The following is a 22,222-nucleotide window of genomic DNA, read 5'->3' as shown; positions in this document are numbered from 1 at the left end:
GTAACTAGAATAAAGCTTTGTAATATTTGCAAATTTCAGAACAACAGTATTGATAATCACTCTCATCTACAATATCATTTGTGCAAACTTAGATCACAGGGATTAATCATGCGCTCATTTAAATACAAATATCCAACCCTAATTGCCAGTGTTGCATTGGCGTTGTCTTGCTCTGCCATTGCACAGGAACAAACCAAGCAAGATAAAGATGACATTGAAATCATCGAAGTTAGCCCAAGAGGTCTGATTTCATACGTTAGCGCTACGGCATCAAAAACAGCAGTTCCAATCGTCAAAACGCCTGTTTCAGTTTCTGTATTAACAGCGCAACGTATTTCTGATTTAGGTGCAGAAACGCTGCAAGATGCGATTGGATATGTTGCGGGTGTTTATAATGGACCATATGGTGTTGATACACGAGGTGACTGGTCTAAAATTCGTGGCGTCGATCCCCTACTCTACGTTGACGGCCTACAAAAGTTGTTTGGCAACTACAACAACACGCGTACTAACCCTTATGCACTTGAAAGCGTTGAGATCTTAAAAGGTCCTTCATCTGTGCTTTACGGCCAAGGGTCAACGGGTGGTATCGTCAACGCAGTGTCAAAATTACCAAAGGCAGACACCGAAGGTGAGATCTGGGCGCAAATGGGCAACTACGACCGTAAGCAGCTGGCACTAGATTACAATACCACATTTGGTGAGCAGCAAGAGTATCAAGCACGTGCTGTTGCTATGTATCGAGACAGTGGTACGCAGACCGATTATGTTGATGACAATACTCTGATGCTTGCACCAAGCTTTAGCTGGCTTGCGTCAGATGACACTAAAGTTACCTTACTTGCCAACCTTCAGAGAAATGAATCAGGCTCTTCAACGCAATTTTTCCCCCATGAAGGCACTATTCTACCTGCAAAATATGGCCAAATTCCCAGTGAGCGTTTCATCAGCGAGCCTGGCTGGGATAAATATGATACTGAGCAACAAGCGATCACCGCTATTGTTGAGCACAGCTTTGATTTAGACACGCATGTTAAGTTTTCTGGTCGCTACAGCGATAGTTCATCCGAGTACCGTACCATTTATTCTTGGCCACCAAAATTTGAAGCCGACAAACGTACTGTTAAGCGTATCGCCAGCCTCACCGATTCAAGTGCACGTAGCGTGACGATGGATCTTCAATTCCATAAATATTTGGAACTAGATACGGTGAAACTCACTATGGTTTCAGGTGTTGATTACCAAAATGCGGATACAGATTCTGATCGCGGACGCGGGGTTGCAGCACCACTAGACTTATATAACCCAGTCTATGGACAAAGCACTGAGTTACCAACAGCGGTTGTCGATAACCCTGAAAACACGCTCAACAACACACAGCTTGGTGCTTATACGCAAGTCACCGCAGAAGTAAACAGCTGGGTATTCAATGCGGCACTTCGCTATGATGACGTTTCAAATCAGGTGCAAACGGCGGGTGCAATCAAGAATAGTCAGAATGCCACAACCGGTCGGATCGGTGTGCTTTACCAATTTGAGAATGGCATAGCACCCTATGCTAGCTATTCAGAATCATTTAAAGCCGTATTTGGACAAAAATCACAAGGGGGCGCATATAAACCGCTTGAGGGCGAGCAAGTTGAACTTGGCTTAAAATATCAGCCAACGGGGACTGAACACCTTATCACTGCTTCTATATTTGAAATCAAAGACAAAAATCAAATACGAAAAGTGTCCCCAGAGTTTGAAGTACAAGACGGTGAAATTGCAGTAAAAGGATTTGAGCTTGAAGCCCAGCTTGAATGGCAGCACCTTGATATCTATGCCGCTTACTCTTATTTAGATACGGAACAAGATATCTCTCCGCTATCGTCCACAGAACTCTACGTAGCACAAGACTTGGGCACGTTAATCACAGATGATGCTCAACTTTCAGCAACACCAAAGCACTTAGCTTCAATTTGGGCGACGTACCGCGCGGATGAATGGCTGCCTGGGCTTAAGTTTGGTGCGGGTATTAGGCATGTGGGAGAAACCTACGATGGCAGTCGCACAGTTGAGTTGAATGGTCAAACACTGCATCAGCAATTAGTGACCGACAACTTTAACCTTATTGATATGATGATTGGCTATGACATTGAACAATATCAATTCAGTTTGCAAGTTGATAATGTCAGCGATAAAACGGTTATTACCAGCTGTTTGTTCCGTGGAGACTGTTTCTACGGACAGCGCAGAACCATTAGTGCTAACGTAAAATACAAGTTTTAACGACTGAATTATAAGAACTAAATCGCCCTAGAACCGAGACCAATGGCAATAGGGCGATGACTTAAAACTGATAGCTAAAAATTAAACTGCCATCAGCACGCTCAACGTTATGTCTATCACTTTCACCATAACCTGCAACCAATTTAACCCGCCAACCTGGTTGATTGATACTGGTAAAATAGTAGCTATAACTTACACCGATACCATTTGTCGTTTCACTATCAAAGAGATCGATAAGCGGCTCGAAAATATCACATACAGTCCCCTCTTCTTTACATACTGGACCTGCATCTCTCGCCCCTAATGCGCCAAGCACCACACCTAATGCATGTTTGTTGTTTTCGGATACCGCTTTTTCATAACCTACAGAAAACCCATCATCTAAACCGATAAGGTAATTTCCATACCACCGACTATTACTATCGGCTTGTGGAAGAGAAAGTTCGATTTGACCAAAAAATGGATAGCCAGTACCTGCAGAAAAATCGACCGAATTGGCAACACTTGCGGTGCTGATTAGCAAAGCAGAAATACCAAAAGTGGTCTTTATTAACGAAGAGAACATTAAATTTTTCCTTATATAACTATCGCACAAAACTAGCAGTAATTATTCCCAAATAGAATACACTAAGTGTAAAGAAGTGTAATACCTATCACATCAACAAATTAGTGAGCTCTGCTATTAGCTTATCCACATCAGAGCGGCTCACTCCCAAATGCGTCACAAATCGCATGCCTTGATATCCAGGATTGATATTAATGCCCTTTGCCTTTAACTGCTTTGCTATCGCAAAAAGATCAATGCCAGCTTCCACTTCAGCGAAGATAATATTTGTATGTACTAAGTGCTTGCATGGCTTAAACCCAGGCAGTTGTTCAAGCTTTTCAGCTAAATATTGCGCGTTTTGATGATCTTCCTCTAGACGTTCTACGTTATGTTGCAAAGCATAAAGACCAGCCGCCGCAAGCATGCCCGCCTGACGCATACCGCCACCAAGCATTTTTCTAAGCCTTCTCGCCTTTTCTATCAATGCTTTATCACCAAGTAATAAAGAGCCAACCGGCGCACCAAGCCCTTTAGATAAGCAAATAGTAAATGAATCAAAATGCTTTACGATTTCTGTGATATCAACCTTTAACGCGACTGCTGCGTTGTAGACTCTTGCACCGTCAAGGTGAAGCTTTAAGCCACGCTCATCACACAGCGCTCTGGCTTGTGCAATATACTCTAGACTTAATACCTTGCCACCAATGGTGTTTTCTAAACTAAGCAGCTTAGTTTTCGCAAAATGAAAATCATCAGGTTTAATCGCTTGCTTAATTCTTTCTAAGCAAATACTGCCATCGGCCTCGTTTTCTAATGGCTGCGGCTGAATAGAGCCAAGCACGGCGGCGCCACCTGCTTCAAATTTATAATTGTGTGCCTGCTGCCCGCAAAGATATTCATCCCCTCTTTCACAATGGCTCATCAGTGCAAGCAGGTTTGCTTGCGTGCCTGAGCTGGTAAACAGCGCAGCCTCAAAACCATGACGCTCAGCCGCAAACTGTTCAAGTGCGTTCACTGTCGGATCATCACCATAAACATCGTCACCAAGCGGCGCGTCAAACATGCTTTGTTTCATGGCGGAGGTCGGTTGCGTAACCGTATCAGATCTAAAATCCATCAATCTTATCCTTGTCAAAAGAGGAGCGCACAGCATAACTGAAAAACGCCCACTGAAGTATAAAACAAGATGAAAAAGGGAGTCGTTCACTCCCTTCACGAGCCGTTACTTTTGCAAGGGTTACTGCAACCCGGGCCAAGTACCGTTATCAATGGCTTTAGGATAACCCGCATCCACTTTGTCAAAAGTAATGCTATATCTTAGATAGCGACCGTCAGCTAAGAAGAAATAAGCACGCGTGTCGTTCCACTTTAATGCTGCACTTATCTTTGTCGCGTAGGCACCAAGTCCCGGCCAAGTATTATCGTTGATAGCCTTGGGATACCCACCATCCACTCGGTCATCTCCCAAGTCATAGCGTAAGTATTGACCGTCACTTAGGAAGAAATACACCTTATCGGACGTCCAACGAAGAGTTGCTGTTATTTTATTTGCGTAGGCAGCAAGTCCCGGCCAAGTATTGTTATCAATTGCTTTAGGGTAACCTGCTCGTACCTTATCACTCTGTACGTCAAAGCTTAGGTATTGACCATCCGAGAGGAAATAGTACACCGTACCACTGTCTTTATAAAAACTCGCACTAATTTGTTCTGCATAATCGCCAAGTCCCGGCCAATTGCCATTGCTCACCGGTACCGGATAACCATCATCCGTTTTATCTAACATCGTATCGTAACGCCAGTAGCGCGCGTCTTCAGAGAAAAAGTAGCTCTTAGTATTGTGCCACTGATGCGCCGCACTGAGTTTCAGCTCGGTAACTCGATAGCCAACATACACACCCTGTTGCTCAAAGCTATAGTTATTGATGCCAGATACGGGCTGCGGATCTTGCCACTGTGCAACACCAGCAGGCAATGTTTCAACAAATTGATTATTTCGATAAACACGCGTTTGCGCATTCTCACCATTTAGCCACGTAAATAGTTTATTGGCATAATTGAGTTTACGAACTCCTAAGTCACCGTACATCGGCGTGCTTTCAAAACCCGCTTGCACATTTGTTTCAATGCCCATGTAAGATAAAATCGTCGGTACAATCGCTGTTTGTGCTGGATAGCCATATAAACCAGAGAAATCAGTATTAGCAGGATTAACGTCTTTTGAGCTAAATTCTTTATTCAGCACTTTGTTGGTGGCGATAAAAATGGTTTTCTCAGGCTCGGTTTGCTCACCGTGATGACAGCCAACAACCGGTGTACGGCCATGATCGGTGGTGACCATCACCAACCAGTTCTCACCGTTTTGCTCTCTTGCTTCAACCGCGTCGAGCAGTTTACCCAGTCGCTTGTCCGCATCTTCTACCGATTTATTGTAGGCAGAACCAAAGCATAAGCTGTGGCCCACGGCGTCCGGCTCATCTAAATGTAAAAAGACAAAATCAGGTGAGCCGTTATTTAATGTAGCCAGCGCTTTATTTAAATTATCGTCGTCGCTACCTCCCTCCGATCTTCTGTCCATCAAGGCAACATCGTCACTGAAGAATTGCGTATGAATGGGTCCCCAAGTACTAAAACTTGAGATATCGGCGTTAGCATCATGTTCTGCGATGTAACGATAAAGGCTGGGATAGGCTTTGTTTGCTAGACCTGAGTCGTTGCTCGGCACTTGATGCTTATTCACCCAAATCCCAGTTAAAATTGTCGCCCAACCTGGGCCACTTTTGGTTTTTTGCTGTGTTTGTGTTTTTGCGATCCCGCCAGTGTAAGCTTGAGTTAGATATAGGCGATCAAAGTTCGGCGTATTATTGGCAGCAATTTTTTCGTATTGCAGGCCATCGATACCAATGAGCAATACTTTGTTTTCAAGTGCATCTACACTTGCGGTAAATGAAAGTGCAAGTAATGCACTGCTAAGCACGGGTAATTTCATTATCTTTCCTTTAAATGTGATTTTCTGGACTAGTCCAAGGAAGATAATAAATCCCAAACATGAAAATCCGTTTACAAAAAAATTACATAGAGAAATATTTTATCGCGGGTTTACTAACCTGCTCTCGTTTCCAAACCCTCGCTTAGCTGCTCCAAGCTCTTTCCTTTGGTTTCTTCCACAAACAAGAATATCAGCGCAAACGAAAGCAATGAAAACAGGCTGTACAATAGAAAGGTGGTGCTTGCACCTAAATATTCAAGTTCCCACGGAAACACTAGTTGTACAGTAAAACTGGCGGCATTATTAATCACACCGACAACAGAAATCGCAACGGCTCGAATTGCATTTGGAAATATCTCCGAAAACATTACCCACATGACTGGCCCCAGCGACATCGCGAACGACGCAACAAAAAGGGAAATCCCAAGCAGAACCAGTTTTGCTGGCATATTAATGCTGTGCGCGAAAATTACTGACTTGTATTGCCGGTACTCGTCTGCAGTTAAACGCTGCTTTATCGCGTCATTAAATGCAACGTCGGAGGTGAAAGTCTGGCCTAATATTGGCGCTAAAGCATGCGCGGGAAAATCGGCTACTTCATTATTAATTTCAGCTATATGCACTGTATTTAACTGATAGGTTGCTTGTTTAAAGCCCCAGCTACACAGCGCCATACTAAAGCAGATGCCTGTTAATCCAATAAGCAACAATGGCCGCCGTCCGAATTTATCTATGGTCAATAGCGCTATAATGGTAAAAGCCACATTGATAAGGCCAATCCAAATCGCTTGCATAAATGCAGCATCAGTACCAATACCGCTTTGCTCAAAAATAGTAGGGGCATAAAAAAACACCACATTGATCCCAGTAACTTGCTGCGCAACAGCAAGCACAACGCCTACCATCAAAGGGACACGAAGTCGCTTACTAAACAAACTGCCCATTTTGCGCGCAAGAGACAAGCTACTCAGTTGCAGTTTAGGTAAAGCGGCTTGAATAGCATCAAGTTGCTGTTGTGCATTGTTGCTACCAAATAATCGCGTCAATGTACGTTTAGCCTCTAGCTGCTGATCCTTCATCAATAACCACCGAGGGCTTCGCGGCAATAACAGTAACAACAAAACCCAAGCCAGTGCTGGCAGAGCTTCAACACCAAGCATCCAACGCCATGTTTGACTATCTATTTGCCAACCAGACACCCACATTGCATCGCTATGGCTGAGCTGAAGTAAGAAATAATTAGTGAAATAGGAGATAAATAGGCCAACGACGATATTGAGCTGATTAACCGATACCAAACGCCCGCGCTGATGGGCTAAGCTGATCTCAGCAATATACATGGGCGCCACCATCAAGGAACAAAATGCCATCCCGCCAATAAAGCGCGCAATCACCAATGCTTCAAACGAAGTTGCGAAAGCCGAGCCAATCGCGGAGACAAAATACAAACACGCGGTCATCAGCAATGTTTGCTTACGGCCAATGGCATCAGCCACCGGCCCGGCTATAAGTGTTGCGACCAACCCTCCTAAGGTAGGCGCACTCACAACTGTCCCTTGCTGCCATGGGGTGAGCTTAAAGGCCTCGCTAATAAACCCAATTGCGCCCGAAATCACCGACGCATCAAAGCCAAAAATAAACCCGCCTAACGATACAATTAAGGTGTACTTTAATGCATTGGATATCGACAGGCTGGTCATCGCTTATTACTCTGCTTTTACGGCGATAGAATCGCGCAAGATTAAGGTTGGTGGGTAGAGATTTTCCACATCGGGTTGGTGCTTCTCTTTATACACATGCTTAAGTACCCAACGCGCGGCCGCATTGCCCATTTTACGAATAGGGTTATCTATGGTGGTGAGTTTTGGATAAAGATACTTGGTAAATAACACATCGTCAAAGCCTACAACGGAAAGCGCTGATGGGACATCGAGTCCAGCTTCTCTGGCCGCAGTCATCGCACCTGATGCCATCTCATCGTTTGCGCAAACCAAGGCACTAAAGCGCAGCCCTGTTTGCATTAAATGATTAAATCCCGCGATGCCATCGGTTTCATGATAACCGCCTTCAAATGAGAGCTTAGGATCAAATGACACATTGTATTCAGCTAAGGCTTTTTGATGACCAGCCAAACGCGCTTTGGCATCAAGCTTAAATAACGGTCCACTGATATACGCGATATCTCTGTGTCCGCGCTGCAATAGCGCCTCAGTCGCTAAATATCCACCCAGTTCGTTGTCAGTATAAAAGCAGCGCTCCGCCAACTCTGGAATGTGGCGGTTCACTAGCACCAGTTCTACATCTCGTCCCGCAAGCTCAATGAGATATTCATCACTGACTGCTTCCGCGTGAACAATTAAAGCATCGCAGCGCCTATCCAATAAAAATTCGATGGCTTGTTGCTCTTTTTCTTCATCACTGTGGCCCGCAGCAATAATGGCATGTTTACCCGCCGTTCTCAGCGTACTCTCGATGGTGCTCATCATGTCACCGAAGAAAGAACCGTGTAGCTCAGATACCATAAGCCCCACACTGTTACTGCGGTTAGAAGCCAAAGATTGCGCGATGGCGTTAGGTTTATATCCTAACTCTGACATTGCCGCGAGCACCTTCTCTTTGGTTTTGTCACTCACCTTTGCATTGCCATTCATCACCCGTGACACCGTGGCTAATGATACGCCTGCAGCTTTAGAGACTTCGTAAATCGTTGCCATACCTATTACTTTTATTCCATCAGTTGTATCTGCGCACTATACCAATTTTGGCTCAAAATGCGCATAGTTTTAGACACTTGATTTACGCTCAAGCAGCATCGTTTGATAGGCTTTTGCACTCGCCTTTAAGGTTCGTTGCTGAGTATGATAATCAACGTGTACAATGCCAAAGCGTTGCGTATACCCCTCTGCCCATTCAAAATTATCCATTAAGCTCCATGCAAAGTAGCCGCGAATATCAACGCCCAGCTCCATTGCTTGATTCACCGCGAGCAGATGAGTTTGGAAGTAAGCCAGCCTTTGCAAGTCTAATACTTCGCCATTTTCCATTTCGTCGTCAAAGGCTGCACCGTTTTCTGTGATATAGAGTGGTGGCAACTGGTACTCAGCATGTAACTCCCGAAGCAATGCACAAAATGAGTCTGGCACGACTTCCCAGCCCATTGTAGTGAGCGTGTCGACACTAGGCTCAACTTGTTCATACCATCCATTACCATCAGATTGATAAATATTTCGGGTGTAATAGTTCACGCCAAGATAATCAATAGGAGCAGCAATAATCTCTAAATCTCCGGCTAGAATATCTGGCTTTACGTCCTTGGGGAGCTGAGCAAGTAAATCTGGGTACTGCCCTTCAAGAATAGGTTTGATATACCAATGATTGCAGTACTCGTCCGCGATTTTTGCCGCTTCCACATCACAAGGCGCTGTAGAGACAGGATCTGCATTGGCAAAATTTAACACAATTCCATGAAGACTATTTGGACAATGAGTTCTTAGCACAGACATTGCCAAACCGTGTGCTAACAGTAAATGATGGGCTGCTTGCCGTCCCGCCGCTTGGGAGCGCAAACCTGGTGCATGAATACCTAATTCATACCCTAAATGTGCACTACAAAATGGTTCATTTAGCGTGGTGTAGGCATACACTTTATCGCCAAGCGCTTTACACACCACCTCGGTATACTTCGCAAACTCCAGAGCCGTTTCTCGACTTAGCCATCCGCCCTTATCCTCTAGCGCTTGCGGCAAGTCCCAGTGATAGAGTGTGACAAACACTTTTAAGCCTTTAGCAACCAACGCATCGACCAATTGTTGGTAAAAGAAAAGTCCAGCATCGTTAACCGTACCATCATCATTCATTACTCTTGGCCAAGAAATAGAAAGGCGATAAGCATCAACCCCTAAACTGCTTATCAGTTCAACATCTTGCTGCCACCTAGATATATGCTCACAGGCGATATCACCGTTACTTTTATCCTTTATCGCACCATCGTGTTCACAAAACCTATCCCAAATTGACTCACAACGCCCGCGCCTCTCACCTTCGATTTGAAATGACGAAGTCGCAACGCCGAAAATATAGTCTGCCTTCAACATGGCCGAGTGTGTTGGCAGGATAATTTTATTCATGGTTAATCGTTCCAAGTTATGTGTTTACGCCAAGGTACGAGCGTGTTGTGTTAGTCACAGTGCAAGGCAAAAACATTTTTTATTTGAATTCGTGTTCGCTTTCTGCAATCATCATTAAAAATGTAAGCGCTTTCATTTTTATAAATGTAAGCGCTTTACCAAAAAAAATCAACTAGGAGTTTGTCGTGAGCGTACCGTCTCAACCACAGGTTTCAACAGCAGTCGCCGCGGACCATACTGGTCAGTACCGATTTGCTTTGGGGGCCCTCACCTCACTATTTTTTATGTGGGGTTTTATCACATGTTTGAATGATATTTTAATTCCATATCTCAAAGGCGCGTTTGAGCTTAATTACACGCAAGCGATGCTGATCCAATTTTGCTTTTTTAGCGCCTATTTTGTTGTCTCAGTTCCGGCTGGCAAATTAGTTGGAAAAATCGGCTATCAAAAAGGCATTGTAACTGGGTTACTTACCGCAGGCATCGGCTGTGTGCTTTTTTACCCAGCGGCAGAAAGTGGTCTCTACGGCGTGTTCTTATTCGCGCTATTTGTGTTAGCGGCCGGGGTCACTGTGCTACAAGTTGCTGCTAACCCTTTTGTTAGCGTGCTTGGCTCTCCCGAAACTGCCCCGGCACGACTCACTATGACCCAAGCGTTTAACTCTTTGGGCACGACTGTCGCCCCATTTTTTGGTGCCATGCTCATATTTAGTGAGGGAAGCACGGTTGAAGTTGGCAATGCCAGTGCCACCCAATTACCTTACTTGATGTTGGCAGCCATGCTCGTGTCACTGGCAGTGATCTTTGCCTTTATCAAACTTCCCCAGCTAAGTAGTACTACTGAGGAAGTCACCACTGGTGAAACCAAGGCATGGCAGCATAAACATTTGGTGCTTGGTGCAATCGGTATTTTCGTTTATGTTGGTGCTGAAGTGGCGATTGGCTCAACATTGGTTAGCTTCTTACATCAACCGGACATTGGCAACATGACTGAAGCCCAAGCCGCCAAGCTCATCGCATATTATTGGGGTGGAGCCATGGTCGGACGCTTTATTGGCGCGTTAGTAATGCAGAAAATATCGGGTCGAACCGTCCTTGCCTTTAATGCTGTCTGTGCATTCGCATTAGTACTTATCGCCGTATTAAGCAGCGGTCAACTTGCCCTTTGGAGCATTTTGGCCGTCGGGCTTTGTAACTCCGTCATGTTCCCGACTATCTTTAGCCTATCGTTAAATGGGCTTGGAAAACAAACGGCGCAAGGCTCTGGCATTCTCTGTCTTGCTATTGTTGGCGGTGCAATTATCCCGCTATTGCAAGGGATGCTAGCAGACGGAATTAATCTGCAGCTGTCATTTTTACTGCCTGCTTTATGCTATATCTACATCGCCTACTTTGGATTAAAAGGCGCAACTCCTCAGCGTTTCGAGAGTAATTAAGACATGAAAACGAAAATAACCATGCTAAGTTTTGCAATGGCTATCGCAACCTTAACCGGATGTAGCGAAAGCCCGAACAAAGCCAGTGTTGATGCGGCTCGCCAAGTGGAAAACTGGCCAGCACTGACTCCTGCTATCCAAACAGATAACAATCTCGAAGAAAGAGTTCAGTCGATACTCGCTAAGATGACACTGGAACAAAAAATCGCGCAAATGATCCAGCCTGAAATTCGTAATATTACCGTCGCAGAGATGCGAGAATACGGATTCGGCTCATATCTCAATGGCGGCGGCGCATTTCCATACAACAACAAGCATGCTACGCCCGCAGATTGGGTTAAACTTGCCGAAGCACTTTATCAAGCATCGATTGACGATAGCCTAGATGGCAGCACTATCCCTACCATGTGGGGAACGGATGCCGTTCATGGCCACAATAACGTGATTGGCGCTACGCTATTTCCGCATAACATTGGCCTTGGCGCGGCAAATAATCCAGATCTCATAGAGAAAATCGCCCACATTACCGCAAAAGAAGTACTAGCCACAGGGATTGATTGGATCTTTGCCCCTACAGTCGCAGTTGTACGTGATGATCGCTGGGGACGCACCTATGAAGGATACTCGGAACATCCCGACATCGTTAAAGCGTATTCCAGCGCCATTGTTAAAGGTTTGCAAGGCGACCCGAAAGCGGACTTTCTTGGCAAGAACCGTGTGATCAGCACAGTAAAGCATTTTGTCGGCGATGGTGGCACAGTGGATGGTGACGACCAAGGCGACAACATCGCCTCTGAAAAAGCACTAATTGCACTTCACGCTCAAGGCTATGTAGGCGGGCTTGAGGCCGGAGCACAATCGGTGATGGCATCGTTTAACAGTTGGCATGGTGAAAAGGTCCACGGCAGCCACTATTTGCTTACCCAAGTGCTAAAAGAGCGAATGAATTTTGATGGTTTTGTGGTGAGCGATTGGAATGGCCACGGCCAAATAGAAGGTTGTACGAACGACAGCTGCGCAAAGGCCATTAATGCTGGCATTGATATTGTCATGGCACCGAACGACTGGAAAGCCTTGTACAACAATACCCTAGCACAAGCAAAAAGCGGCGCTATTGCACAGTCTCGCATCGATGATGCAGTGAGTCGTATTTTAAGGGTTAAACTCCGTGCGGGACTTTTTGAAAAGCCAAGCCCTGCAAACCGTCCATTAGCAGGCCACTCAGAAATCATTGGCGCAGAGTCGCACCGCGCAGTTGCTCGCCAAGCCGTACGTGAATCACTGGTGTTACTCAAAAACAAAGATCAGCTACTGCCACTTAAACCAAACCAACATATTTTGTTGGCAGGCGATGGTGCCGACAACATCGGCAAACAATCGGGCGGTTGGAGCATTACTTGGCAAGGTACTAACAACACCAATGCCGACTTCCCAGGCGGTACCTCTATTTATGATGGCATAAAGCAACAAGCAGAAGCGGCTGGCGGCACCGTCACATTAAGTGCTAGCGGTGAATTTGAAGATAAGCCTGACGTTGCCATAGTGGTATTTGGCGAAGATCCCTATGCAGAAGGTCACGGTGATAGAGCGACACTTGAATACAAGCCGTCTGATAAATCTGATCTTGCATTACTCAAGCGCTTTAAACAGGCCGGAATTCCTACGGTGGCGGTGTTCATCAGTGGTCGCCCAATGTGGGTAAACCCTGAACTCAACGCCTCAGATGCATTTGTGGCGGCATGGTTACCGGGGTCTGAAGGAATTGGTATCAGTGACGTATTACTCGCCGACAAAAATGGCCAAACTAAGTATGACTTTACTGGCAAGCTTAGTTACTCTTGGCCAAAAACACCTACGCAAATCGTCAATTACCAAGACAAAGACTACGACCCGCTTTTACCTTATGGTTTTGGCCTGCGTTATTCAGACCAAAATGTACTCGCAGATAATTTACCAGAGCAAATACAAACTCAGGCAAATCTCGCCAGCGGCGTAGACTTACTCGTAAGATCAATCAATAAACCTTGGCAAGGCCACTTGTACAGCAGTGCCCAAAACCAAATGATAAACGCCAATACCCATACGCTTGGCGGTATAAGCTATCGCACAACAGACAGAGAAGTACAAGAAGACGCCATTCAATTGCTTTTTGATGGTAGTCGAAGCAGCGGCTTTAGACTCGCTAGTGAAAGCTACTTTAGGGAAGACATAAGCCCAAGTATTCCAACAGGCGGCGCACTGACTTTTAAAGTACAAGTAGATGTCGTGCCAGATAAACCGGTTTGGGTCGCGATGAGTTGTGAAGGCGAAGCGGACGCAAACGGCTCTTGCGCCGCAAAAGTGGATATTGCCAAGCAACTTCAAACCATGCCGTTGGCCAAGTGGCAATCACTAAGCATTGACCTCAATTGCTTTAAAACCCATGGCATGGACTTCACCAAAACTGTCGTCCCCTTCGAGCTTTCAACCGCAGGGATACTGGAGGTAACGCTGTCAGAGATTCAGATCTCTTCAGAAGCATCACCGACGCTAAGCTGCAATTAGTCCCCTTAACACCATGTGAGCACGAAGCTGTGCTCACATCGTTTTTTAGTACTTAATGAACCAACATTAATGTGGAATAGAACTTAAAAGATACAAGATAAACCAACTGTCTGATGCGCTCGTTTATGCTTTTTACAGGGCACAAACCAGCGATTTAAAAAGTCACACCGAGAGCGCACTTGCCCTCGCCCGTTCAATTTAATACTCTACTTTACAAACTGAAGTACCCAATTGATCAAGGAAGAGCCAGAGTGTCAAACATAGCCGAACAAGTGATTAGTACCTACCCACCTGCTGCGCAGGCAAAAATCAGGGCACTGCGTAGCCTCGTTATGCAGGTTGCCAGTGAGCAAAACTTTGGCGCGGTGATTGAGGCAATAAAGTGGGGAGAGTTAAGCTTTAGTGTTAAATCGGGTAGTCCTTTTCGTATGGCTTGGAAAGCCAAAACGCCTACCGACTATCACCTTTATTTTCACTGCCAAACGAAGCTAGTCGATACATTTAGAGTACTATTTTCCGACGAGTTACAGTTTGAAGGCAACCGAGCGATTGTACTTAAACTAGAAGAAGACATGCCAACAGCGCTACTTTACCGTTGTATCGCCATTGCCATGGACTATAAAAACCTCAAGCATTTACCTTTACTCGGGCAATAACAACCATCGTAAACCTTACCTTGAGAGAAAACTCACTGTTACCAATTTTTACAGCCGTGAATTTCTTACCTGAATAAAATGTGAAAAGATTACCCCTTTAAAATACAAAAAAACAAAATACATTTAAATTCAAAGACTTAAAATAATAAATTTATGGCTCAAGCTTTGCTTACTTAGTGATAGATAATCAATGTAGATGAATTTCGCAATTCAGCATTGGGAAACACGAACCAACTAACGCAAACAGCACAAGTAACACTAGGAGCATAAAACATGACACCACAACCCGAGCTGCAAGACCTATTTATTGATTTCGTGAACGAGCAGCAATTTCCGTGCATTTGTGGTGGTAATAGAACAGAGTTGGAGTTTAACAATATTGAGGTTTTAGGTTTTGGCGACCTCACATCAAGACACAACAACTTCAGTCTAATAACCAGTCTCTATTCTTTTGTCGAAAAGGTGGACTTTGACAACATGAAAAGTGCCGCGTTTGTTGCGGTTTTTGACCAGAGCCAACACTTAGATGACAGCGGCTTTAATAAGTCCGTTTGGCGTAAACTACAGGAATTACAAAATCTGGTATCGCAGACTACTCCTAGAGGGCCTCATTCTCAATCGTCAGATTACAGCAACAATTTTCATTTTAATTTGGACGGCGAGCCACTTTACATCACTTGTTTAAGTCCAACGAGCGCATCCAGAAACAGAAAGTTTCAATACCCAGCGATTGTTTTTAATTTAATGCCTCAATTTGAGGTTCCACAAAGTTTCCGTGTAATCGAATCACACGTAGAAACACGCAGAATTTAGCACAGAATTAACGCACCATACCAACGGAGAGGAACTAAATATGAGCAACATCATGGTAATCGATTTCATTATTTACGTTGTAATCGGCATTTTAACAACTTTGGCTTGTTTTGGCTTAATGAGTGCTTCAAGCGCTTATTCAAATCTAAACAGCTCAACAAATCGCACTAAGGCGAGCAAGCCGGCAGCCGTGGCTCGGAGCTAAGTTATGCTAACCCAAGCTTTGCTCCCTTTAACTACTTACGAGGAAAAGGGAGTATGCTTACACTTTCAAGCCCTTACACTACTTACCGGCAGCTCGGAGCCGGCGCCAAATCAAAAACAAGCCACCGCTCACTTTATTCATCATCGTCATACTTTTTGGTAACGACAATTTAGCCTTAGCAAGCTCTGAAATCACCACATATACGTTAACGACTACTCAAAAGTGTACCTGACACCAACCGAGTATCTCGGGCCGTATTGACGAGCAAATAAGAACTGCTCTTCATAGCGACCGTATCCTTGCTCGGTTTCATTATTCAAGTTAATACCTTCAAAGAACACCGTAAACTGCTCATCAATATCGTAATTCACACTAACGTCCCATTGACCGTAAGACTTGGCATATTGCGGTGGTGCATCTGCAGAGCCTTGCGCTTGACCTACACCGATAAGATAAGCGTCACGCCATGCGTAGGTTAGCTTCACCGATAACCCGTCTTTTTCGTAAAACGCTTGGAAGTTAGCCGAGTCGCTCAATCCTGTCAGTGGTGCTTGTTGCACTAGGCTTTCACTATCAAACTCAACATCGCCATCAACGAAGGTTGCGTTTACGCCAAGGCCAAACCCCGTCTCACCAAATAAGTGCTGTACCGCCACTTCAAAACCATCAACCGATTTGCTATCGGTATTTTGTGGCTGGCTGATGTTCCATACCATCAAAGGATCGTCACTGCTTGGTTCAATTTTGCCATCGGCATTACCGTGACCATTGGCGAGCATTTGCGCAAAAATGGCATCACTAGTCGCCTGCTCTCCACGGGCTTCAATGTCTGCAATCGCTTGTTTATACCTTGGACCATTGTAAATATCGTAAAGGCCTTCTATGGTGGTTTGCGTGATTGTGGTTTGAATAAAGTTATCGACCTCTTTTTTAAAGTAGCCAAGTGATGCGTAACTTCCTTCGTTGTAATAATATTCAAGTGAAAAATCTAGGTTTGTCGACTCAAACGGTAATAGATTTGTATTGCCTTGAGAGCCAGTTCTTGCTCCCGGTTTTGGGCTGCCTGACAGACTTCTGCCACCGGCAAGATTGCTAAGCGGCGCACGCGACATCGTTTTGCCCCAAGACGCTCGTGCAATTAAATCTTCGGTGATATCAAAACGCACATCGATCATCGGCAATAAAATGTCGTAATCCCCTTCCTGCGTTAAGAAGTTGTCATCGCCGCCTGCAGCGTATTGCATAATCCACTCAGAAGGGCTGTCCCAATTCACTTGCGTTTCTACACGCTGACGCACCACACTTGTCACATCCGTTTGTTCATAGCGCAGGCCTGCATTGATCTGCACAAAGTAATCTGAAAATTCAAACTCCCATTTGGATTGCAAGTAAATGCTGTCGGTGGTTTCATCGACTCTACTTTGGCTGTCTATGCCATCAAAATAGGCATCCGCCGAGTAATAGTCAGCACCGATAACGTCTTCTGTAAGATACGCAAGCTGCCTTGCAATGGCTTCATCAAAATCATAGGTATAGTAATACCCAGGCTGTAAGTCACTTCCGCCACCAGCAAACTGGTCTAGCAAATCACCAGTTTCATGGCGCGTAAACATGCTATCTGGGAAAATTTCTTTAAACGAAGGGTTGAAACCTGGGCCTCCTCGTAGACCACTCCACGCTTCATATCCCCCTGTTGACTGCTCAGTACGGGCTGCACCAAACTGCACACTCACTAGGCCAATATCAAAACTGTCGTTAAACCAAGTGGCATCAAGTTGCAACTGCTCCACTGTCGCCTCTCCAGGAGAGTGGATAAATTGGCTAAAGTTAGAATCAATTTCGCTTGCCATGAGCTCATTCGTGCCATTTTTCCAAAGCACATTCGCATGCGGCACTTCGCCCTCGCGATAATCATAAATCTTAGTGATTAATTGATCAGATCCTAAGATGATTTGACCATCACTACCCAAGCCTTTATCTGCACCATTATCGGTTTCGTTTTTCGAGTCATGATAATCAAGCTCCACATGCCAATTATCATTAATCTGCCAGTCCAGATTTAATCCAAGCGAACGCGCTTCGACTTCCGTCGTATTTCTATTTGCAGTAAACGAAGCATCATTACCACCAATATCGGCATAAACCGCGGTGCCATTTGCATCTAGTTCATAGGCGTTAATATTGCCGCCAAACTCATTCCAAATACCCCAACCAATCGTATTAGAGCCCGTTACGGCAAGGCTTGCCGTATAGTCTAAGGTCGCAACAAAGCCGTTAGTTGGCGCATATTGAAAGGTAACTTGACCGTTCGTTCTTTCTCGCTCCAAATCTTCAATGCCGTAGTTCATGTCTTTTGGGAAAAAGTAATTACCGACTTTATAACCTTCGGCATCTTCTGCGCGGCCATCAATGATTTTAGACGGGTCTAAATCAGGTAGATCAACATTTGCCTGCCAGCCTTGAATATTGGCTTGCTGCTTCTGAAAGTCACGTTGTTGATGGGAGAAGGAAAACCCAAAACCAAATGTTTCATCGGCAAAGGTATTACTGTAAACCGCGGAAACCTCAGGCGTAACATCATCACCTGCTTCGTTAGAGGTATCAACAATCGCCTTTGCTGTAGCGCTAAAATGCTGCCCAGGGCGTTGCAGTGGCTTGGCCGTGACGATGTTAACCAAAGCCCCTAAACCACCACTTGGTACATCAGCACGTCCGGTTTTGTATACCTCAAGCGCACTCACGCCTTCTGCAGTTAGGTTTTCCAAGTTATACGAACGAGTATTACCTGTGCCCGGCATTTGACGACCATTTAACGTCACCAAATTAAAGTCGGGCCCAAAGCCACGTACGGTAATTTGGCTACCTTCACCGTTGGCACGACTGACCGAAACACCGGTGATCCGCTGTAAAGACTCGGCTAAGTTAGTATCTGGAAACTTCCCCATTTCCTCTGCCGAAATGGCATCCATAACCCCCGATGCGGAACGCTTTAAATCCATCGAACGGATCAAGCTACCACGGATCCCTTTCACTTCGATCACTTCGACCTTGTCGGCTGCTTGTTGCTCTTCTGCTTGAGCTATGCTGACCATTCCTGTATTAACCGCTATTGCTAGCGACAACTGAACGGCAAGCTTACTTTTATTGAATTGTTTGTTATTCATGACTGCCCTACGATTCTATTCTTGCTGCAGGATCACCGAGTTCAAAACACTATTGGCGATCCATACTGGCTTATTGACTGACGATTTCAACATTGTCTAAGCGGTAAACGGCACCCTCGCCCATTCCCCAACTAGGGAATACCATCAAGACATCGATGGCACTAATATCGAGTCCGGCATCGTACAAAGTTTGAAGCGTAAACGTGTAAGTTTGCCACTGACCAGCTTCTGGAGTTTGCCCCTCAACACTTTGGTTCAAAGCAAGCTCGACCGCTGCACTGGCATCATTTGACTCAATTTTGAACAGCCATTGAGCGTCGATATTTGCTGGTGTGGAAGTTACCTTCATGTCAAACTTAACCACGCCAGTTTCTAATAAATGGGAAGCATCATAATAGACATCTTCATCCGCTAAGAATCCCATCACGGTCGGGGTTGCGCCAATGACAAATTGCGCGACTTGACCATGTGCTGCATCTTCGTCGGCTTCTATTGTGGGTGTAGAGCCACCACAACAATCCCAAATTGACCATTGCTCTGCCGCTTCGTCTTTAAATAAGCTTAGACCGCCACTCGTGTTATCACCGTCTGGATGAAAGATTTTTGCGTTATCAACACGATAAACCGCACCGTTGCCTGAGCCCCACGCAGGGAAAATCATCACAACATCAATTGCGCTCGGATCAAGCCCTGCCTGAGCCAGCGCTTCAATTGAGAAAGTATAGGTCTGCCATTCACCCGCCTGAGGTGCTACGCCTTCTTGCGATTCAGACAGCGGTAACTCAACCGCACTCGCGGCATTGTCAGACTCAATTTTAAGTAGCCAAGGAGCATCTGGAGTTGACGGTAAGCTCATGACTTTCATCTCAAACTGTACTACACCACCGTCTAAAATTGCGGTCGCATCGAACGGCTTTCCGGCTCCACCGACTTCTGTCCGAGTCGAAAACCCCATCACTGTAGGCGTTTCACCAATCGTAAATTCAGCAACAATGCCATGTGCCGCATCATCAGAGACTTCAGCAGGTGTCGAGCCACCACAACAATCCCAAAGCGGCCACTCGGCGTTAATGGCATTTTCAAATAAGGTCAACGAAGGTAAGTTTGTCTGCTGTGCAATCTCAACCTTATCAACACGATAGACAGCGCCATTTCCGGCCCCCCACGCAGGGAAGATCATCACTACATCAATGGCTGAGACATCAAGTCCTGCGTCAGCCAATTGCTGTAGTGGGAAGGTATAAGTTTGCCATTCGCCTGCAGCTGGAGATTGTCCTTCCACGCTTGCAAAAAGATCGAGTTCAGCTGCACTAGAAGCACCTTGGCTTTCAACTTTAAATTTCCATGCTGCGCTTGGGTCTGAAGGCATTTGTGTCACTTGCATATCGAACCGAATATATCCCGCTTCTAGCATGCTCGTTGCATCAAATGGCGAGGCTTTACCACTTGGATCTGTGATAAATTCAGCACGGCTGGTAAAACCATTTACGGTTGGCGTCTCACCGACCACAAACTCAACAACATTGCCACGGCTTTCGTCTGCAACCAATGCAGGCGTAGAGCCACCACAACAATCCCAAGCTGGCCAGTTAGCGTTAAAATTATCATCAAAGATGGTTAGGTTTTTAGCGACACCCGAAGAAGGTGGCGACGGAATAGGTGCTTCGCCTTCGACTAACGCATCCTCAAGGTCGTCGTAGCCTGGGCGCACCGTTTCACATCCTTTGCCCGTTTCAGGATTAGAGCCGCATTCATACACTCTGACATAGTCAACCACAAACGATTGTCCGTTCACAAAGGCGTCCGAGTCGATACCTTTATTATTAACGTTTTCAGGCCAATCACCGCCAACGGCAAGGTTTAAGATAAGGTGAAACTGTTGATCAAAAGGCGCACTATCCCAATGAGTAACCAGCTCGCCAGAGCCTTGCTCGTAGTATTCAGCAAACCATCCACGGTGTTTTAAACCAACCGCTTCTTGCTTTGAGTTGTAACGAACCTCCGATTGACGTTGCGTGGCATAGAGATAACCATCAACGTACCAACGGATCTCACCCTCTTGCCACTCCACAGCATAGGTATGGAAGTCATCGGCTGGATTTACGCCATCAGGTAAGGCGTATGCTTTACCGGTGTGAACATTATTAGGCCAATCACGGCCGTAATGAAGCGTGCCATGCACGTTAGATTCAACCGAGCCGTCTTCATTGGCAACCTTGAGGTTTACCGCTTCCATGATGTCTATTTCACCAGACTTTGGCCAGCCTCCGTAAACCTCATCCGTAGGCAACATCCAAAACGCGGGCCAGCTGCCTTGCCCGCTTGGTAACTTGGCCCGCATTTCGAATCTGCCATACTTAAAATCAGCTTTATATTTGGTGTTCAATCTTGCCGAGGTATACGGCAGTTGTGCGCCTGCTTGAGCAGGGGTAGCGACAATATTCAGCATGCCATCGGCAATAAACGCGTTTTGTTCACTGTCGGTGTAACACTGTTTTTCATTGTTGCCACCGCCGTCGCAATTTACCTCGTGCGTCCACTTAGATGTGTCTATCGCATCGCTATCAAATTCATCGCTCCACACTAGCGTCCAGTCTGAAACCGGCGTTGTGGTATCAACGGATTTATAATTAGTTTCTGTCTCGGCGCTTCCGCCACATCCCGCTATGATAGCCACAGAGATTGCGGTGCATAGCCTTGTTAATTTTCTTGCTGCAATTTTCATCAGTTACCCCGATGCAAAACGTCGTTGTCAAATGGTTGAATACTAAGAACTTTATTATTTAACCTGAAGCTTAAATAAGAGGTCAGTTAACTCATCGTTTCTAAGATCAGGTTATTTAGCTATACACTGGCAAAGACTACTCAGCGCATTCCTAGCAACAAATGTAAGCGCTTACAAATAAGATTAAAAAAATACACGCAAAATGTAAGCGCTTTCACAAAAGTAAACTAAGTTAATTTATTCGTCAATATTAAATTGTCATAAGGTGAAAATCTGCATGGTATAAATACCAATTAAATGGATGTAAATACAAGCTTAAAAGATCAGCTGGTCCTAATAAAGCTGCAGATAAAAAGCTGTAAAGGTCAATAAACCTATTACAGTCGCTTAGCTGTAAAGGGGCTTTACAGGATTACCCATTCATTACGTTAAGATAAATCATACGCTTTAGCTTGGTTGACAATACGGTCAAATTCACTGAGATTATTGAACCTGAGCTTCGGATCATTAATGCCTTTCTAGCAGCCAGTTTTAGCGCTAACTGCGTTGAATTCACTTCCAATAGCCAGCTATTGGTGCGTAAATTCGTCTTGCCTACAAGGATGTAGGTACCGGGGCGGTAGCAGGACGCGAGAGCGGAGTTATCCCTAAAACTCTCTGGCTAGACAAGGGAATAATTTAATGTAAGTTAAAAACAATGAATCAGCTCATTCCTTATCCAAACCTCAGGTTGAGAACAAAGATTAGG

Annotated in this window: 13 protein-coding genes; 5 read left to right on the top strand and 8 right to left on the bottom strand. The window is 45.2% G+C overall.

Features of this window, described 5'->3' with window-relative positions:
* The first annotated feature begins 108 nt into the window (after positions 1-108).
* Positions 109-2,271 carry a TonB-dependent siderophore receptor gene (locus B1L02_RS18785; RefSeq protein ID WP_088532345.1) on the top strand — a complete coding sequence of 721 codons (2,163 nt, stop codon included), beginning with the start codon at positions 109-111 and terminating at the stop codon, positions 2,269-2,271.
* Positions 2,272-2,332: 61 nt separating this feature from the next.
* Here the strand turns inward: B1L02_RS18785 and B1L02_RS18780 are convergent, their stop codons facing one another.
* The 6 genes from B1L02_RS18780 to B1L02_RS18755 all read right to left on the bottom strand — a co-directional run bounded on the left by B1L02_RS18780 (position 2,333) and on the right by B1L02_RS18755 (position 9,931).
* The gene (locus tag B1L02_RS18780) at positions 2,333-2,836 is read right to left on the bottom strand and encodes a hypothetical protein (protein WP_045988521.1); all 504 of its coding nucleotides are present in this window, start codon (positions 2,834-2,836) and stop codon (positions 2,333-2,335) included.
* Positions 2,837-2,924: 88 nt separating this feature from the next.
* Complete coding sequence (ltaE, locus tag B1L02_RS18775) at positions 2,925-3,935, bottom strand: low-specificity L-threonine aldolase (RefSeq protein WP_088532344.1); 1,011 nt, start codon at positions 3,933-3,935, stop codon at positions 2,925-2,927.
* Between the two features lie 120 nt (positions 3,936-4,055).
* Positions 4,056-5,804 (bottom strand): hemopexin repeat-containing protein, encoded by a 1,749-nt coding sequence (locus B1L02_RS18770; protein ID WP_088532343.1) that lies wholly within the window; start codon positions 5,802-5,804, stop codon positions 4,056-4,058.
* Positions 5,805-5,917: 113 nt separating this feature from the next.
* On the bottom strand, positions 5,918-7,504 hold the full coding sequence (locus B1L02_RS18765) for a sugar porter family MFS transporter (protein ID WP_088532342.1): 1,587 nt from the start codon (positions 7,502-7,504) through the stop codon (positions 5,918-5,920).
* Positions 7,505-7,510: 6 nt separating this feature from the next.
* On the bottom strand, positions 7,511-8,518 hold the full coding sequence (locus tag B1L02_RS18760; protein ID WP_088532341.1) for a LacI family DNA-binding transcriptional regulator: 1,008 nt from the start codon (positions 8,516-8,518) through the stop codon (positions 7,511-7,513).
* A 69-nt stretch (positions 8,519-8,587) separates the two neighbouring features.
* On the bottom strand, positions 8,588-9,931 hold the full coding sequence (locus B1L02_RS18755; RefSeq protein WP_088532340.1) for a GH1 family beta-glucosidase: 1,344 nt from the start codon (positions 9,929-9,931) through the stop codon (positions 8,588-8,590).
* 185 nt (positions 9,932-10,116) lie between these two features.
* Here B1L02_RS18755 and B1L02_RS18750 point away from each other — a divergent pair, with 185 nt between their 5' ends.
* The 4 genes from B1L02_RS18750 (at position 10,117) to B1L02_RS18735 (ending at position 15,380) form a co-directional block, all read left to right on the top strand.
* The gene (locus tag B1L02_RS18750; RefSeq protein WP_088532339.1) at positions 10,117-11,367 is read left to right on the top strand and encodes a sugar MFS transporter; all 1,251 of its coding nucleotides are present in this window, start codon (positions 10,117-10,119) and stop codon (positions 11,365-11,367) included.
* 3 nt (positions 11,368-11,370) lie between these two features.
* Positions 11,371-13,911 (top strand): glycoside hydrolase family 3 protein, encoded by a 2,541-nt coding sequence (locus B1L02_RS18745; protein WP_088532338.1) that lies wholly within the window; start codon positions 11,371-11,373, stop codon positions 13,909-13,911.
* Between the two features lie 251 nt (positions 13,912-14,162).
* Positions 14,163-14,567: a DUF1801 domain-containing protein gene (locus B1L02_RS18740; RefSeq protein WP_088532337.1), complete on the top strand. Its 405-nt coding sequence runs from the start codon at positions 14,163-14,165 to the stop codon at positions 14,565-14,567.
* A gap of 273 nt (positions 14,568-14,840) precedes the next feature.
* On the top strand, positions 14,841-15,380 hold the full coding sequence (locus B1L02_RS18735; RefSeq protein ID WP_088532336.1) for a YqcI/YcgG family protein: 540 nt from the start codon (positions 14,841-14,843) through the stop codon (positions 15,378-15,380).
* A gap of 417 nt (positions 15,381-15,797) precedes the next feature.
* On the opposite strand, the gene B1L02_RS18730 is transcribed toward B1L02_RS18735, so the two are convergent.
* On the bottom strand, positions 15,798-18,749 hold the full coding sequence (locus tag B1L02_RS18730) for a TonB-dependent receptor (RefSeq protein ID WP_088532335.1): 2,952 nt from the start codon (positions 18,747-18,749) through the stop codon (positions 15,798-15,800).
* 70 nt (positions 18,750-18,819) lie between these two features.
* Positions 18,820-21,474: a glycoside hydrolase family 16 protein gene (locus B1L02_RS18725; RefSeq protein ID WP_088532334.1), complete on the bottom strand. Its 2,655-nt coding sequence runs from the start codon at positions 21,472-21,474 to the stop codon at positions 18,820-18,822.
* Between the last annotated feature and the right edge of the window lie 748 nt (positions 21,475-22,222).

It is taken from the genome of Pseudoalteromonas piscicida (assembly GCF_002208135.1).
In the GTDB taxonomy this organism is placed as follows: domain Bacteria; phylum Pseudomonadota; class Gammaproteobacteria; order Enterobacterales; family Alteromonadaceae; genus Pseudoalteromonas; species Pseudoalteromonas piscicida_A.
The sequence above is the reverse complement of the archived record's forward strand: the minus strand, read 5'-3'. Positions and strand labels throughout refer to the sequence as shown.